This window comes from Ekhidna algicida, assembly GCF_051379705.1.
Lineage (GTDB): Bacteria > Bacteroidota > Bacteroidia > Cytophagales > Cyclobacteriaceae > Ekhidna.
This window is the reverse complement of record NZ_CP179868.1, coordinates 2741682-2757346: the sequence shown is the minus strand read 5'-3', so window position 1 is coordinate 2757346 and position 15665 is coordinate 2741682. Positions and strand designations below refer to the sequence as shown.

Genomic DNA, 15665 nt, shown 5'->3' with positions numbered 1-15665 from the left:
TTACCATTCGCTGTAATCGCCTATACTCACTGATTTGGGCTGACCATCCAAATTAACGAAGTTTCCAATCATTGAGTTGGTTAAATCAACGTCCATTAGGGAAGTGTTATTTTGAATGAGTGATTCAGAGAGTTTAGAGTTACTAATCTTACAATTTTCTCCAATAGAAACATTTGGTCCTATAGTGGAGTTCGATATTTGAGTTCCCTCCCCTATAAATACAGGTTCAATTATTTCACAATTTTCAATTTTCGCACTTTCAGATTTTAGATTTTCACCTTTTAGAAAGCCAAGGTACCTTGAGTTTGACTCCACTGTAATCTCTTTATTCCCACAGTCTAACCATTCATTTACTGTGCCAATTGTAAAATTGGTGCCTTTATTTTTCAGATTCTCCAAGGCCATTGTCAGTTGGAATTCTCCTCCTCCACGAATATTATTTGTGATCAAATAATCGATTTCGCCTCTTAAATCTTCTCCCTTTTTGAAATAGTAGATACCTATAATGGCCTGATCGGAAATGAAATCCTTTGGCTTTTCCACGAAATCAGTAATTACTCCTTCTTCATTAGTTTTAACAACACCAAAAGCACTTGGATCCTCTATTTGCTTTGTCCAAATGATCCCGTCATCCTCAGGGTTTAATTCAAAATCTGCTCGAAACAACGTGTCTGAGAAGGCAACTGTTACTTTTCCTTCTAGTATTTCTTTGGCGCAAGCAATGGCATGTGCAGTTCCTTCGGCAGTTTCTTGCACATAAAAGTGTGCCTCTGCACCTATTTTGCTAGCAATTTCTCTAAGCTTATCTTTTATTTCTTCATCAAAATCTCCAATCACAAATCCGATCTTCTGAATTTTTTCCGGCGTGACGTTAGCGATATCCTCCACTAGTCGCTGCACTATTGGCTTACCTGCTATTGGAATTAAAGGTTTCGGGGTGGTTAGAGTATGTGGCCTTAGTCGCTTTCCCTTTCCGGCCATCGGAATAATTAGATTCATGAAAAAAAGTATTGAATGTTAGCTATTTAGCTTTGATTTTTTGGAATGATCTTCTTTCTAAAATGATCGGCAAAGTTAGGAAGATTAAGACGATCAAAACGGCCTTAATCACGGATTGTTGCGTCAGAGCGTTTATTAGAATACCTAAGCCGGCCAAACTTATATATCCAATAACCTTATGTAGCTGATATGGAATTGGATAATGCCTCGCACCCCATAGGTAAGAAATCACTACCATGAGCAAGTAAGAAACAAATGTGGCAATGGCCGAGCCCATGTAACCCATTTCAGGTATGAGAAGCCAATTTAGAATGAAAGTGCTAACCGCACCAATTAAGCTTATATAGGCTCCATAAAGTGTTTTATCTGTCAGCTTATACCATAATGAAAGGTTGTAGAAAACACCTAATAATAACCCTCCTCCGAGCAACCATGGGACTGCATCAAGGGCCATTAAATAGCTATTTTGCCGAAGAAAAATGGGGGCGTAATAAGGCATGAATAGACATAATACCAGCCAGCTAAAAGCTGTGAACAGCACAAACCAGGTCATTACCTTGCTGAATACTTGTGGCGAGTTTTTTTCTTTTGCCTGAGCAAAAAAGAAGGGTTCGAAAGCATATCTAAATGCTTGAACAGCGAGCGTCATGAAGACTGAGAGCTTATAGCATGCGCCAAAAATTCCCAGAATTTCAAGATTTGTGTACCCTTTATAAAAGTCTTCCGGCAATCTATACTTCAATATAGCCCGGCTCAACATTTCATTAGTGACTCCTGCAAAACCAATAATCAATACCGGCCAGGCGTACTTCATCAATCGTATCCACTCAGTTTTACTAAAATTGAGCTTTAGCTTAATCCAGTCAGGGATAAAGAAGATTAAGTATAGCCCGTTTGCAATGAGGTTTGATAGGAACACATACCCAACTCCCAACTGTGGATCGTAAATACTGGCTATGAAACTTTCGGGATTCGTTTCCAGTATCAATGGACACCAAAGAATAAAGAACAGATTGAGCAAAATATTTACTCCTATATTGGATAGCTTGAAAGCTGCAAAGTGATTCGCTTTCCCGACTTGTCTTAACCTGGCAAATGGTATCGCAACAATTGCATCAATCGCAAGAATAGCAGCTAACCATCGTATGTAGTGAGCCTTGTCCGCGTATTGTAACACACCTGCTATCGAATCAGAAAAGAGCCATATTAAGCCCGAGAAAAGAAGAGAAGAAAATAAAACACTTGTGACTGCAAGGTTGAAATGCTGGTTTCCATTTTCCTTATCAGAAAACCTAAAATATGCGGTTTCTAATCCATAGATAAATAGAATATTGAGAAAGGCCACATAGGCATACAGTTCTGTAACAATGCCATATTCAGCAGGAAGAAATACAGAAGTATAGAGTGGCACCAGCAAGTAGTTGAGCATCCGACCGAGGACACTGCTCAAACCATACACTGCTGTCTGACTGGCTAGCTTTCTAAGAATTGACAAGGATTATTCGCCTTTAAAATCAGCTTTTCTTTTTTCCATGAATGCCGCTACACCTTCCTTGAAGTCCTCGGTGCCAAAGCAACCAGCAAAGGCATTCGCCTCAGTCTGATATCCATTCACACCAGTTTCGTAGAAAGCATTGACTGAATCAATAACCAACCCAATAGCTATGGGTGCTTTAGACGCAATTTTGTTTAAAAGTTCTACTGCTTTTGCATGTGCTGCAGTTTTATCAGTTTCTACGTAGTTGGCCAACCCTAATTGCTCTGCTCTCTCTGCCGAGATCATGTCTGCACTCATCAAAAATTCAAATGCACGGCCTTTCCCTATTAACTGGGTGAGACGCTGGGTTCCACCATAGCCAGGAATCAATCCCAAATTAACTTCAGGCTGTCCAAACTTCGCAGTGCTGACAGCTATTCGCATGTGTGCTGACATTGCTAATTCGCAACCTCCACCCAGGGCAAAGCCATTCACAACTGCAATCACCGGAGTATGACAGTTCTCTATCGACTGGAATATCTCCTGACCTTCTTCAGCAAATTTTCTTGCATGCATTTCGCTCAGGCCTGTAAATTCACTAATGTCAGCTCCGGCTACAAACGCTTTTTCGCCCGCACCTGTCAAAATCACACCTCTAATGTCTTTTGGATTGTCTTGGACATATTGGAATGCATCTCTGATTTCGAGCATTGTGGCTCGATTTAGCGCATTCATTTTGCTCTCTCTATTGACGGTTATTGTAAGAATACCGTCTGCTAAATCGAGAGCCAGATTTTCGTATGATTCCATGGTTGCTTGGTTTTTCTGGTGGAAAGAAAGTGGAAAATTGCCTTAATCAAAAACAATTGTCTCTTTCAAATTGGTAATCATAACCTCCACTAGTTCTTTTAATCCATATGAATGCTGCCATCCCCAATTGTTTCTGGCGGCACTATCATCGATGCTCCCTGGCCAGCTATCAGCTATTTTTTGCCTAAAATCAGGATTATAACTCATTTCAAAATCAGGGTAGTGTTTCTTTATCTCTTCAGCGATTTCCTTGGGAGTAAAGCTCATGGCTGCCAGATTGTAAGAACTGCGGACTTTAATGTTTTCGCCATTGGTTTCCATTAAATCAATAGTTGCTTTAACTGCATCGTCCATATACATCATTGGTAGCATGCTATGCTCTGAAAGAAAACATTCGTAACTATCTCCTGCAATCGCCTTGTGAAATATGTCAACTGCATAGTCGGTAGTGCCTCCCCCAGGTAACGCTTTATATCCTATCAATCCAGGGTATCTAAGACTTCTCACATCTACTCCATATTTTTCATGATAGTATTCACACCATCTTTCTCCCGCTAACTTCGAGATACCATAAACGGTATTGGGGCTCATGATTGTGTTCTGTGGAGTATTTTCTTTGGGTGTGTCTGGTCCGAAAACCGCGATTGAACTTGGCCAGTAGATTTTTTCGAGTTTAACCTTTCCAGCCTCTAGTACTGTCAACAAACTATCCATATTGAGTTGCCATGCAAAATGAGGATTTTGTTCTCCTTTAGCAGATAACACTGCTGCCAAATGGTACACCTGAGTTATGGAGTGCTCTTCCAGAATAATGTGAAATGACTCCTTATTAAGGATATTAAGCTTTTCATAAGGACCATTGCTCAAAAGCTCCACTGGTTCATCCAGCAAATCTGATGCAATTACATTTTCGGTTCCTTTTAATTCTCGCAGTTTCAATGTCAGCTCCGTACCAAGCTGTCCACATGCACCTATGATCAGGATTTTATCCATGGGGGTAATGGTTATTTTTTCAGGGTTAAGGATTGCAAATTTACACTGCGTCAGAAAACTAGCTTCCATTAAATTTGCGGCAATGAAGTTTGATGAATATCTGACAAGTAAGAAAATTGATCCGAAGAAATACAAAACTGCTGAGCCCGATCAGTATACGGAATTTCAAAAGGTCTTCGATCAGGTTCATCCGGATAGCTTCACACAACAAAAACTCTTTTTAATTAATAATATTCGCAGAACACATAAGCTGGAAGAGCAATCAGAACCAAAAAAAGCTGCAGCACCAAAAGCTATGCGACCGAAAATAAAACCATTAAAACCGAAAACAAGCTGATATGTATAAATCATTAAAGCCAAGACTAGAGAAAGAAATTGCAGAGATCAAGGATGCTGGACTCTACAAACAGGAGCGCGTAATAGCCTCGCCACAATCAGCTGACATTAGACTTCAGGATGGATCTGAAGTAATTAATTTTTGTGCCAACAATTATCTTGGACTTTCATCCCATCCCAAAGTAGTGGAAGCGGCTAAAAACTCCATTGATTCGCATGGTTTTGGTATGTCTTCGGTTCGTTTCATCTGCGGAACACAGGATATTCACAAGGAGCTTGAACAAAAGATTTCGGAATTTCTGGGAATGGAAGATACGATTCTGTATGCTGCTGCTTTTGACGCAAATGGAGGTGTGTTCGAACCTTTACTCGGCCCTGAAGATGCAATTATTTCTGATTCATTGAATCATGCCTCAATCATAGATGGTGTGAGATTATGTAAAGCTCAGAGATACAGATATAAGAACAATGACATGTCAGATCTGGAGGAACAATTGAAAGCTGCTTCTGAAGCAAAAGTCAAAATCATTGTTACAGATGGTGTGTTTTCTATGGATGGCACCATTGCACAGCTTGATAAAATTTGTGATTTAGCAGATAAATATGATGCGCTTGTAATGACAGATGAGTGTCACTCTACAGGATTCATTGGCAAAACCGGACGAGGTGTGCACGAGTATCGAAACTGCATGGATCGCGTGGACATTATCACAGGGACTTTAGGGAAAGCCCTAGGCGGAGCTTCGGGTGGATTTACTGCGGCAAAAAAAGAAATCGTGGATATCCTACGTCAGCGATCTCGCCCATATTTATTTTCTAATACACTCGCTCCTTCGATCACTGGTGCTTCCATCGCGGTAATAGATATGCTTAGTGAAACCACAGAGCTTAGAGACAAACTGGAAGGAAACACTAAATACTTTAGAGAGCAGATGACTGCTGCCGGATTTGACATCAAGCCTGGCGAGCACCCGATTGTCCCTATTATGCTTTATGATGCGAAGCTTTCACAGGAAATGGCCGCCAGGTTGCTGAAAAAAGGTATTTATGTCATTGGTTTCTATTTCCCTGTTGTTCCAAAAGGAGAGGCAAGAATCCGTGTTCAGATTTCGGCAGTACATGAGCGGGAACATCTGGATAAGGCGATCGAAGCATTTACTGAGGTTGGAAAGGAATTAGGTGTTTTGAAGTAGTCCTTGAAAAGGATATGAGATCCTCACTCAAAAGGTGAGGATTTTTTTATGCCACTTCTTCCTTCACTTCTATCTCCACCTCTTTTTCTTTCTTCTCTTTCTCCTTCTTCAGCTCCTTTGGTTCATTGAGGTACTTATTGATGTGGCGTCTAAGTTCCTGTGCAGAAATGTTGTGCATGGTTTCACCGTTTTGCATAGCTGATATCTGGCCGGTTTCTTCAGAAACCACGATGATGAACGTTTCCGTATTCTCAGACATACCAAGTCCAGCTCTGTGCCTCAATCCATATTGCGCCGGCACATCCCTTTCTGTAACTGGTAAAATACATCTTGCCGCGACAATTCTATCTTTATGAACAATTACAGCACCATCGTGTAAAGGGCTATATTTATTGAAAATAGCCAATAGCAATCTTTTTGAAAGCAATGAATCCATTGCGTCTCCTGACTCAGCATAAAATTTTAATGGTGAGTCTTCAGAAAGGACAATCAATGCTCCGGTATTTGAACCTGCTAAGGATTTGACAGCTTCTACTATTGGTGTGATATTGGCGCGTCTTGCATTCCCGTTTGATGACCAGAATCTGACGTTTTTAAAGAATTTTCCTTCTTCAAAAATATTGGTCCGCCCTACTAGCAATAAAAATTTCCTGATTTCCTGCTGGAAGAGAATAATCGCCGCAAGGACTCCCACACCCATAAATTGACCAAGAATGGTACTTAAGAGCTCCATTTGCAACGCGCTTACCACCAAATAGATCAAATAGATTGCCAGAAAGCCCACGAAAACTTTGATGGCCACACTTCCTTTCATCAGCTTATACACCTGACTCAATAGAATCGTGACTAAAAGAATGTCCAACGCATCCTTCCAGCTGATATCTAAAAACCCTATTTGAAATGCTAAAATCAATTCAGTTGATTTATCAATTTTATGGCTTGTACAGCCTCATTAACATCATGTACACGAAGAATGGCTGCACCCTTAAACAAAGCTACGGTATTTAATACCGATGTGCCATTCAAAGCTTCCTCAGCGGTCAAATTAAGTGTTCGGTAGATCATGGACTTGCGTGAGACGCCTACAAGTAGCGGCCGATTGAGATGGTGAAAATGATCTAGTTTATTCAGTAGATCAAAACTCTGTTCAGCAGTTTTTGCAAATCCGAACCCCGGGTCTATTAGGACGTCTTTAATGCCTAAGTGGTTGCAATGATTAAGTACAGTTGAGAAATATTTTATTACATCAACCAAAATATCTTCGTAATGTGTCTGTAACCTCATGGTTTGTGGAGTACCTCGCATGTGCATGGCAATGTAAGGAACCTGCATCTCAGCCACTGATGCCAACATTTTTTCATCTAAATGGCCTGCAGAAATATCATTTACAATAGCAGCTCCAGCGTCAACAGCTTTTCTAGCAACCTCAGATCTAAAAGTGTCAACTGAAATGATTGCATTCGGAAATCTTTTCATTATCTCCTTGATGGGATTTACCACGCGAGCTATTTCTTCCTCAAGCGGAATATCTTCTGCACTAGGTCGAGATGAATATCCACCAACGTCCAGAAAGTTTGCTCCCCTTGTCAACATCTCTTCCGCGCTTCTCAAAACTTCATCCAGAGCTTGTTTTCTACTTCCTACAAAAAAAGAATCTGGCGTCACATTGATTATTCCCATCACCTTAGGCGATGAAAGGTCAATAATTTCTCCTCTGATATTGATGGTATGTTTGGTACTCAATGGATTAGTTTTGCTTGGTCTGTAAAACGTCGAAGCGCAAGGTCTTTAGTTTTCGGGCAAATATTTATTAATACGTGAGGTACTGAAAAATCCTCCTCACTTGGTGAGTAAATTTACATGAGACAGGAAACTGAGCAGCAATACAAAGAGATCATTTCTGGATGCAAAGAAATTTTCGCTAAAAAGACCAAAGATTACGGGACTGCCTGGAGAATCTTAAGGTTACCTTCAATTACCGATCAGATCTTTATCAAAGCACAACGCATTCGTTCCATTCAGGAAAAAGGAGAAAACAAGGTTGGTGAAGACATCAGCAATGAATTCATTGGAATCATCAACTACTGCATCATAGCGATCATCCAAATGAAACTTAATGGAACCGAAGAGATGGAAATTCCATTTGAAGAACTGGAACCTAAATATGATCAGGTAGCTAATGATACGATGCATTTGCTTTCAGCAAAAAATCATGATTACGGGGAAGCATGGAGAGAAATGCGTGTCAGCTCTATGACCGACATCATTCTTATGAAACTTATGCGAGTAAAGCAGATTGAGGATAACGCTGGCAAAACACTCATCTCTGAGGGAATTGACGCGAACTACCAGGATATGATTAACTATTCTGTATTCTGTCTGATCAAAATGAAAGAAGAATGAAAATCATAAAAGAATTTGCTCGGTATGCCGTAGGTGCTCTATTCATTTTTTCGGGTATCATCAAAGTAAATGATCCCGTAGGCACTGCAATTAAGCTTGAAGAATACTTTCAGGTTTTTGCCTCAGATATTGCTCCTTTCTTTGAATTGTTTGTGCCAGCAGCACTTTTCCTAAGTGTTGTGTTGAGTGTATTGGAAGTTGTGCTCGGTATTGCTTTAATCATCGGATACCGAATGAAATTGACTTCATGGGTTCTACTAGCCATGATCGTATTTTTCACCTTTCTCACGTTCTACTCAGCTTACTTTAACAAGGTGACAGATTGCGGATGTTTCGGTGATGCCATTAAGCTCACACCATGGCAATCATTCTACAAGGACATTGTCCTGCTTGTGCTCATCGCAGTAATCTTTTGGAAAAGAGATAGTTATATGCCAATGCTGAGTATGAAGCTCAGTGAAATCAAGATTGCTGGAAGCATCTTCTTTTTTGTATTCATTGCTATCTATGCGATACAGCATTTACCATTTATTGATTTCAGAGCATACAAAGTTGGCAATCACTTGCCTACGCTTATGCAAAACTCTGCGCCTTTGAAATATGTGTATATCATGGAGAAAGATGGCGAGACATTTGAGTTTGAAACTTTCCCTTCAGAAGAAGGATACGAGTATGTTGAAGCCAGACTCACGAACCCTGATGCAGCAGCAAAAATCACCGACCTCAATGTTTGGCAAGGAGACTCAGACTATACGGATGAGCTTTTATCAGGAACGAAACTGGTGATAATCATTCATCAGGTAGAAAAAACTTCGCTTGAGAAAATAGACAGACTCAGAAATCTGACATTTGAAAACCCTCGATTTGACACCTGGGTATTGACATCTTCGGGGTATGAAAAATTTGAAGCTTTCCGACATGCAAATCAACTTGCTGCTCCCTATTACTTTGCCGACGCTACAGTGCTCAAAACAATGGTAAGATCCAACCCAGGGGTTGTTCTTCTAAAAGATGGAGTTGTGATAGCTAAGTGGCACAACAATGACACTCCATTGAGTGATGAGGTTATAGAAATACTCAACCGTCAGTGAACCAGAAGATATTTTTGATTGGATTGCCCGGCTCCGGGAAAACCACTATGGGGCTCGACCTTGCGGTACATTTGGGACTTCAATTTGTAGACCTTGATCAGGATATAGAGCGCGATGAGGGACTTCCAATTACGGAAATATTTGAAAAGAAAGGAGAAGCGCACTTTCGCCAACTAGAAAAATTTCATTTAGACAAAATAGTCGAAGAACTAGATTCCTTTGTGATGGCAACCGGTGGCGGGACTCCATGCTTTTTCAATAATTTAGAGACCATGCAGCAGACGGGTATTACCATATACCTCGATACGCCTATCGAGAAAATTGAAGAACGCTTGAGGCTTGATAGTACACGTCCGCTGATGAAAGTTAATTCCCTAACCGAACTTTTGGAAAAAAGGAAAGGATGGTACAATCAAGCTGATCATACCATCCGGGAATACAAAGAAATTCTTAAGCTTTTCTAGTTAGAAGTTCAACCCGAAAGTCACAGAAACGGTGGTACGTCTGATATCTGTTCTTCCGAATGGTTGATTTAATTCACTAAAGTAAGGAGTAGCTTCCTGCTGAGTTTTACTGGAAACAACCGCAAAATCCAGGAAGTAATCAAATGTTCTATACCCAAAACCGAAGGTTACATCAGTACGATCCTGAAGGTTATAATCCTTGATAGGATCTGGTAGAAATGCATACCCGGCTCTAAGTCTGAAGTTATCAAACCGATATTCGCCACCTACCCTAACATTAACAACAGATTCATAAAGAACATCAATGATATCATTATCAACTGATGTAGAAAAATCGTCTGAGTTGAGTTTTGCACGGCTATAATCTACATATTCTAAATCACCAGTGATAAAACCGCTTTTTCCAATAAAGGCTGCGACACCAACGCCGATTTTCGAAGGTGTTCTCAACTTATAATTATTGACAAACAAATCACTTTGATATGGATCAATATTGCCAAGGTCATAGGTAACCGTTTCTCCATCTACGGTTTCAGTATAGCTTGTTCCTGCGTCCCAATCAGCTTCCAGATCGACGAAGCTTTCTTCATCCAAGGACATGAATGACGGTGAAGTGTAACTAGCACCAACTGTCAAAAAATCTACTGGTCTGAAGATGGCTCCAAAATTGAAATTAATTCCTCTTCCCCTTACCTCAATTTGATCATCAATAAAGATTGCATTAAGGGAATCTAAATCGTTGTTTCCTTGAAGAAAATCAAATTCTTCGTATGATCGCTCCTGCTTGTAGTTGATAAACTGAAGACCCATTCCGCCTCCAAAGTAGAGCTTATCATCATAGTTTCCTCCCCAGGCGATGTTCATTTGATAGTGTGATCCACGCTCTTTGATGGACTCACTTTGAATTGGGAAGCCACCAACAAATGCATCATATCCTCCGGGAACCGGAGTAATTAAAAATTGGTCATAGGCGGCAAAGCCTAATTCATTTAATTGGTTCACTTCTAAAGTCCCCGCATCCGCTAAGATGTTATCCACTATAGAATTGAATCCATTTTCACCTTCATATTGTCTACTTAAGTGATAGGTGTTACTCCGATTCAAGGTAAAGGCTAGTGACCCGCCTTTAAACTTATCATCTGTAAAGCGTCCTTTAGTAAAATTGATTACAGCACCAATGTTGGCGAAGTTGAAATTGTTCCTAAATGTCTCCTCAGAGCCTTGAAATTCAGCTCCGGCATCTCGCAAAATCCCATACTCTGTATCTGCGCTTGCAAAATCCATTGAAGGCGTGAAAACGAATACTCCTTTATTGAAAAATCCAAGGCCTGCAGGATTTGAAATGGCTGAGCTAATGTCTCCTCCTAGTGCTATTTGAGCGCCTCCAAATCCCTGCATTCTAGCTGTACTTCCTAGCCCATAATTACTTCGGCTGAATCGATATGCATCTTCAAAATATTGCGCATTGGATACAACTGAATAGCTAAATAAAAAGAGCGAAAGTACAATTAGCTTATTTTTCATCGATTTGAATGGTTATTCTTAGTTTCTTCCTCTTTTACTTGAACTAGATCTGCTAGATCGACCTGAGGAAGACCTTGATCCTGACGAACGACTCGAAGAGCTTCTTGAAGACCTACCTACAGATCCTGAACTACGCGATGGACTTGACGGTCTCACTGAAGAACTCCTACTGCTTCGAGAGGCAGGAGGCGTATAGCCTCTATTACTTCGAGAGGTATTACTTGATCGATTAAAATTGGCATTCGAATTAGACCTTGTACCCGAACTATACCTAGAAGCATTATTCGCGTTTGATGATCTTGAATTTACGGAACTAGATCCACGAGAATTTCCCGCATTATATCTGCTACTTCTAGAGCGGTTCAAATAATCTGCCTGCTGCCTGTTATAATCAGCACGGCTATTTCTTGATTCACTTGCTACCGACGATCCTCTACCTGATGAAGAACGACTACTTCGCGTAGAAACAGAACCTCTTGAATTTCTAGAACCGCGAACTACATTTCTACCTCTTCGCGAATTGTTATCTACAACATACACAGGTCTTCCATAAAAATTTCCATAAGCTGGTGGGCACCAAAACGAATTGAATCCAAATCCCCAACCCCATGGATTGTAAGCCCAGCTATTCCATCCCCATGAAGGTCCCCAAAAATTACTATACGGACCATTGAATGCCCATGGATCCCAGAAAGGATCGTACCATGGATTGCCCCAGGCATTTCCATAAGAAACAGACCAGAAATTACCTCCCCAGCTGTTGAATCCAAGGCCAATCCTCATACGTGGACGGTTCCAATTGTTATTCCAGTTGTCATTGTAGTAATTATTTACAATCACCTGCTGCGGAATAGTATTATCATAAAAAGTTTCTTGTGGATTGCTAAAGTTTGAATTCTGATATTGATTATTGGTAGCATAATTATTAGATGCTTGATAATCTTCCTGAGTTTTTTCAGGTTGATAATATTCAAGAGATTCTTCACTTACGTAACCTTCCTCAGAAACCGGATTGCTATCCTTGAACTGTTTTCCAAGGAAGCTTAGATTTTCATCGTTTTGTATTTGTAAAGGTTGTTGATTGTACTGCTCAGCCACCTGATTAAGTTTCTTCTTTTGCTTCACTCGGTCTTTCTTGGTGAAGTATAGATCATCGTTCTCCTGACCGATAGCTACTATCGCAGAAGTTCCTAAGATCACAGCGAGAAAAATTTTCAAATAATGCTTCATGACTTACCTCCTTTTTTTATTTAAACGACCTCTAAGGTCTGTCTGTTCAGTACCTCCGCTATATTTGCGTCCCTTAGAAATATTATAGCAATAAAAGCAAACTCCATACCAAAATAAGAAAAGACCCATGGCTAAAGCTATTCCATCTCGATCAGAAGATTATTCACTATGGTATAATGAATTGGTGAAAAAAGCTGGTTTGGCAGAAAATTCTCCCGTGAGAGGTTGTATGGTAATAAAGCCATACGGTTTTGCTATCTGGGAAAAGATGCAACAGACACTTGATCAAATGTTCAAGGATACTGGACACGAGAATGCCTACTTTCCGTTATTGATCCCAAAATCTTTTTTTAGTAAGGAAGCCGATCATGTGGAGGGTTTTGCAAAGGAATGCGCTGTGGTTACTCACTACAGATTGAAAAATGACGAAGATGGGAAAGGAGTAGTGGTGGACCCGGAAGCTCGATTAGAAGAAGAACTTATCATTCGACCCACTTCAGAAACTGTAATATGGGATTCCTATAAAAACTGGATCCAGTCATATCGAGACCTACCAATCCTGATAAATCAGTGGGCTAATGTGATGCGATGGGAAATGCGCACAAGGTTGTTTTTGCGAACGGCTGAGTTTCTATGGCAAGAAGGTCATACTGCACATGCCACCAAACAAGAGGCGGTAGACGAAACTTACCAGATGTTGGAAGTGTATGCCACGTTTGCAGAAGAATTCATGGCCATGCCTGTTATAAAAGGTGTGAAAACGGAAAGTGAACGATTTGCTGGCGCTGTAGATACATTTTGCATTGAAGCAATGATGCAAGATGGTAAGGCCTTGCAGGCAGGGACTTCCCATTTCCTGGGACAGAACTTTGCCAAGGCTTTTGATGTGAAGTTTGCAACCAAGGAAGGGAAAGAGGAGTTGGTTTGGGGAACATCCTGGGGTGTGAGTACCCGGCTAATGGGAGCACTCATCATGGCTCATTCAGATGATGATGGACTTGTGCTTCCTCCAAAGTTGGCACCAATTCAGGTAGTCGTCGTTCCTATCTACTTCAAAGATGAGCAATTGGCTCAAATAGAAGAAGTTGTTAGCCCTATAGTTTCAGAGCTGAAAGCAAGAGGTATTTCTGTGAAATTCGATACCAGAGATACACATAAGCCGGGCTGGAAGTTTGCCGAGTATGAATTGAAGGGTGTGCCGGTAAGGTTAGCCATTGGACCGAAAGATCTTGAGAAAGGGACTGTCGAAGTAGCACGAAGAGATACAAAGGAAAAATCTTTCCATGCGATCAATGGAATCGTAGACTATGTCTCTCAGCTGCTTGAAGACATTCAGTCTAATATCTACAACAAAGCGAAAAACTTTCGAGAAGAAAACACAAAGCAAGCCGACACCTATGACGAATTCAAGGAATTGGTAGAACATGGTTTTGTGCTTGCACACTGGGATGGTACTGAGGAGACTGAGGAAAAGATAAAAAACGAAACCAAGGCCACTATTCGATGCATTCCGTTAGACCAGAAAAAGGAGGAAGGAAAATGTATCTTTACAGGCAAGCCGTCGAATGGGCGGGTGCTCTTTGCTAAGGCCTATTGATTGAGTTGAACTTATGGAATTGATTACTATTATTTCTTTAATACTAATAGGCATATTTTTAGTCATTGCTGAAATATTGTTCATCCCCGGGATTTTTATTGCAGGCACTGTTGGTGTTTTATGCTCAATCTATGGAGTCTATTTAAGCTTTGATTATTATGGTAACGAAACGGGCGTTATTGTTTTAATCGCAACCATTCTAACCAATGTTCTAGCGTTTGTTTTAGCTTTTCGTGGTAAGACCTGGGAAAGATTTTCTCTTAGACAGTCACATGTTGCTAAAGTAAACGAAGACATAAAAATTGATCTAAATGTAGGTGACACAGGAAAAACTATTTCTGTCCTTAAGCCTATTGGTAAGGCAATTTTCAATGAAATAGTTGTTGAAGTCCGATCAAAAGGAAATTATATCGATGAAAATGTCGAAATTGAAATCGAAAGAATTGAATCAAAAAAAATTTTCGTAAAAACAGTATAGTAAAATGGGATTTGGAGTTTTAACAGTTGTATTAATTGTATTAGGTGTAATAGTATTATTTATCCTATTATACTATATACCAGTTGGGTTATGGATAACAGCTCAAGTCACTAATGTAAAAGTTGGGCTTTTCGAATTATTCTTCATGAGAATACGAAAGGTCCCACCTTCTGTAATAGTGAATTCTCTCATCACGGCTACAAAAGCAGGCCTTTCAATACAAGAAGTGGAAGGGGAAGCAAGGCGTCAGTTGAGAACTCAAGATTTAGAAACGCATTATCTCGCCGGCGGTAATGTACCTCAGGTAATTCGTGCACTTATTTCGGCAGACAAGGCTAATATTGATCTTACATTCAAGCAGGCCACTGCAATTGACCTAGCAGGTAGAGATGTATTTGAAGCTGTTCAAGTTTCGGTAAATCCAAAGGTTATCAATACGCCTTCGGTTGCAGCAGTAGCAGCGGATGGTATTCAATTGGTAGCAAAAGCGCGAGTAACAATTCGAGCAAATATTAAACAACTTGTAGGAGGTGCTGGTGAAGAAACTATTTTGGCGAGAGTAGGTGAGGGAATTGTAACTTCTGTGGGCTCTGCAGCTACACATAAAGAAGTACTTGAAAATCCTGATAAAATATCCAAGCTTGTCCTTCAACGAGGACTAGATGCTGGAACGGCATTTGAAATTCTATCGATTGATATTGCTGATGTAGATGTAGGAGCCAACATCGGTGCGAAACTTCAAACGGATCAGGCATCTGCCGACTTAAAAGTGGCTGAAGCAAAAGCTGAAGAAAGACGCGCGATGGCAGTAGCCGAAGAGCAGGAGATGCTAGCTAAAGCTCAGGAAGCTCGAGCTAAAGTAATATTAGCTGAAGCAGAAGTACCGAAGGCATTGGCCGAAGCATTTAGAAACGGTAATCTAGGTGTTATGGATTATTACAAATTCCAAAACATTGAAGCCGACACCGACATGCGAAGCTCCATTGCAGGATCTGGTAGCAAGCGATCCGGCAAGAAGAAAAGCTAAAGACTCAACTAACCTAAAAAGAGAAGGCCCGAGAGATCGGGCC

Annotated in this window: 16 protein-coding genes; 8 read left to right on the top strand and 8 right to left on the bottom strand. The window is 40.5% G+C overall.

Features of this window, described 5'->3' with window-relative positions:
• From ACL8WY_RS12175 to ACL8WY_RS12160, 4 genes are read right to left on the bottom strand one after another with little or no spacing between them, the layout of a single operon-like run.
• The gene (locus ACL8WY_RS12175; protein WP_436515032.1) at positions 1 to 999 is read right to left on the bottom strand and encodes a sugar phosphate nucleotidyltransferase; all 999 of its coding nucleotides are present in this window, start codon (positions 997 to 999) and stop codon (positions 1 to 3) included.
• A 22-nt stretch (positions 1000 to 1021) separates the two neighbouring features.
• A complete protein-coding gene (locus tag ACL8WY_RS12170) occupies positions 1022 to 2494 on the bottom strand; it encodes an oligosaccharide flippase family protein (RefSeq protein ID WP_436515031.1) in 1473 nt (490 codons plus the stop codon).
• A 3-nt stretch (positions 2495 to 2497) separates the two neighbouring features.
• Positions 2498 to 3286 (bottom strand): enoyl-CoA hydratase/isomerase family protein, encoded by a 789-nt coding sequence (locus tag ACL8WY_RS12165; protein WP_436515030.1) that lies wholly within the window; start codon positions 3284 to 3286, stop codon positions 2498 to 2500.
• Positions 3287 to 3328: 42 nt separating this feature from the next.
• Complete coding sequence (locus tag ACL8WY_RS12160) at positions 3329 to 4279, bottom strand: NAD-dependent epimerase/dehydratase family protein (protein ID WP_436515029.1); 951 nt, start codon at positions 4277 to 4279, stop codon at positions 3329 to 3331.
• Positions 4280 to 4361: 82 nt separating this feature from the next.
• Here ACL8WY_RS12160 and ACL8WY_RS12155 point away from each other — a divergent pair, with 82 nt between their 5' ends.
• Together ACL8WY_RS12155 and kbl are read left to right on the top strand one after the other, a co-directional pair.
• The gene (locus ACL8WY_RS12155) at positions 4362 to 4616 is read left to right on the top strand and encodes a hypothetical protein (RefSeq protein WP_436515028.1); all 255 of its coding nucleotides are present in this window, start codon (positions 4362 to 4364) and stop codon (positions 4614 to 4616) included.
• Between the two features lies 1 nt (position 4617).
• Entirely contained in the window at positions 4618 to 5808 is a 1191-nt protein-coding gene (gene kbl, locus ACL8WY_RS12150) for a glycine C-acetyltransferase (protein WP_436515027.1), read from the top strand.
• 46 nt (positions 5809 to 5854) lie between these two features.
• On the opposite strand, the gene cdaA is transcribed toward kbl, so the two are convergent.
• A complete protein-coding gene (gene cdaA / locus ACL8WY_RS12145) occupies positions 5855 to 6721 on the bottom strand; it encodes a diadenylate cyclase CdaA (RefSeq protein WP_436515026.1) in 867 nt (288 codons plus the stop codon).
• Entirely contained in the window at positions 6718 to 7551 is an 834-nt protein-coding gene (gene folP / locus ACL8WY_RS12140; protein ID WP_436515025.1) for a dihydropteroate synthase, read from the bottom strand. The genes cdaA and folP overlap by 4 nt, the downstream gene beginning before the upstream one ends.
• Positions 7552 to 7668: 117 nt before the next feature.
• Here folP and ACL8WY_RS12135 point away from each other — a divergent pair, with 117 nt between their 5' ends.
• The 3 genes from ACL8WY_RS12135 to ACL8WY_RS12125 are packed head-to-tail and all read left to right on the top strand — an operon-like array spanning position 7669 to position 9766.
• Positions 7669 to 8211 carry a DUF1599 domain-containing protein gene (locus ACL8WY_RS12135; RefSeq protein WP_436515024.1) on the top strand — a complete coding sequence of 181 codons (543 nt, stop codon included), beginning with the start codon at positions 7669 to 7671 and terminating at the stop codon, positions 8209 to 8211.
• Positions 8208 to 9302, top strand: coding sequence for a BT_3928 family protein (locus ACL8WY_RS12130; RefSeq protein ID WP_436515023.1), 1095 nt, complete (start codon positions 8208 to 8210; stop codon positions 9300 to 9302). The genes ACL8WY_RS12135 and ACL8WY_RS12130 overlap by 4 nt, the downstream gene beginning before the upstream one ends.
• Entirely contained in the window at positions 9299 to 9766 is a 468-nt protein-coding gene (locus tag ACL8WY_RS12125; RefSeq protein ID WP_436515022.1) for a shikimate kinase, read from the top strand. The genes ACL8WY_RS12130 and ACL8WY_RS12125 overlap by 4 nt, the downstream gene beginning before the upstream one ends.
• Here the strand turns inward: ACL8WY_RS12125 and ACL8WY_RS12120 are convergent, their stop codons facing one another.
• Positions 9767 to 11290, bottom strand: a complete 1524-nt coding sequence (locus tag ACL8WY_RS12120) for an OmpP1/FadL family transporter (protein WP_436515021.1) — start codon at positions 11288 to 11290, stop codon at positions 9767 to 9769. It abuts the gene before it with no gap.
• An 18-nt stretch (positions 11291 to 11308) separates the two neighbouring features.
• Positions 11309 to 12520, bottom strand: coding sequence for a hypothetical protein (locus ACL8WY_RS12115; protein WP_436515020.1), 1212 nt, complete (start codon positions 12518 to 12520; stop codon positions 11309 to 11311).
• A gap of 127 nt (positions 12521 to 12647) precedes the next feature.
• On the opposite strand from ACL8WY_RS12115, the gene proS reads away from it, so the two are divergent.
• The 3 genes from proS to floA are packed head-to-tail and all read left to right on the top strand — an operon-like array spanning position 12648 to position 15622.
• A complete protein-coding gene (gene proS, locus ACL8WY_RS12110) occupies positions 12648 to 14117 on the top strand; it encodes a proline--tRNA ligase (protein WP_436515019.1) in 1470 nt (489 codons plus the stop codon).
• Positions 14118 to 14130: 13 nt separating this feature from the next.
• Positions 14131 to 14595 carry an NfeD family protein gene (locus ACL8WY_RS12105; protein WP_436515018.1) on the top strand — a complete coding sequence of 155 codons (465 nt, stop codon included), beginning with the start codon at positions 14131 to 14133 and terminating at the stop codon, positions 14593 to 14595.
• Between the two features lie 4 nt (positions 14596 to 14599).
• Positions 14600 to 15622: a flotillin-like protein FloA gene (gene floA / locus ACL8WY_RS12100; RefSeq protein WP_436515017.1), complete on the top strand. Its 1023-nt coding sequence runs from the start codon at positions 14600 to 14602 to the stop codon at positions 15620 to 15622.
• Positions 15623 to 15665 lie beyond the last annotated feature (43 nt).

Coding starts and splice junctions, on each gene's coding strand:
- ACL8WY_RS12165 (WP_436515030.1), bottom strand. CDS start 3,286: ATGGAATCATACGAAAATCTGGCTCTCGATTTAGCAGACGGTATTCTT.
- ACL8WY_RS12155 (WP_436515028.1), top strand. CDS start 4,362: ATGAAGTTTGATGAATATCTGACAAGTAAGAAAATTGATCCGAAGAAA.
- ACL8WY_RS12115 (WP_436515020.1), bottom strand. CDS start 12,520: ATGAAGCATTATTTGAAAATTTTTCTCGCTGTGATCTTAGGAACTTCT.
- ACL8WY_RS12175 (WP_436515032.1), bottom strand. CDS start 999: ATGAATCTAATTATTCCGATGGCCGGAAAGGGAAAGCGACTAAGGCCA.
- kbl (WP_436515027.1), top strand. CDS start 4,618: ATGTATAAATCATTAAAGCCAAGACTAGAGAAAGAAATTGCAGAGATC.
- floA (WP_436515017.1), top strand. CDS start 14,600: ATGGGATTTGGAGTTTTAACAGTTGTATTAATTGTATTAGGTGTAATA.
- ACL8WY_RS12130 (WP_436515023.1), top strand. CDS start 8,208: ATGAAAATCATAAAAGAATTTGCTCGGTATGCCGTAGGTGCTCTATTC.
- ACL8WY_RS12105 (WP_436515018.1), top strand. CDS start 14,131: ATGGAATTGATTACTATTATTTCTTTAATACTAATAGGCATATTTTTA.
- ACL8WY_RS12135 (WP_436515024.1), top strand. CDS start 7,669: ATGAGACAGGAAACTGAGCAGCAATACAAAGAGATCATTTCTGGATGC.
- ACL8WY_RS12160 (WP_436515029.1), bottom strand. CDS start 4,279: ATGGATAAAATCCTGATCATAGGTGCATGTGGACAGCTTGGTACGGAG.
- ACL8WY_RS12120 (WP_436515021.1), bottom strand. CDS start 11,290: ATGAAAAATAAGCTAATTGTACTTTCGCTCTTTTTATTTAGCTATTCA.
- proS (WP_436515019.1), top strand. CDS start 12,648: ATGGCTAAAGCTATTCCATCTCGATCAGAAGATTATTCACTATGGTAT.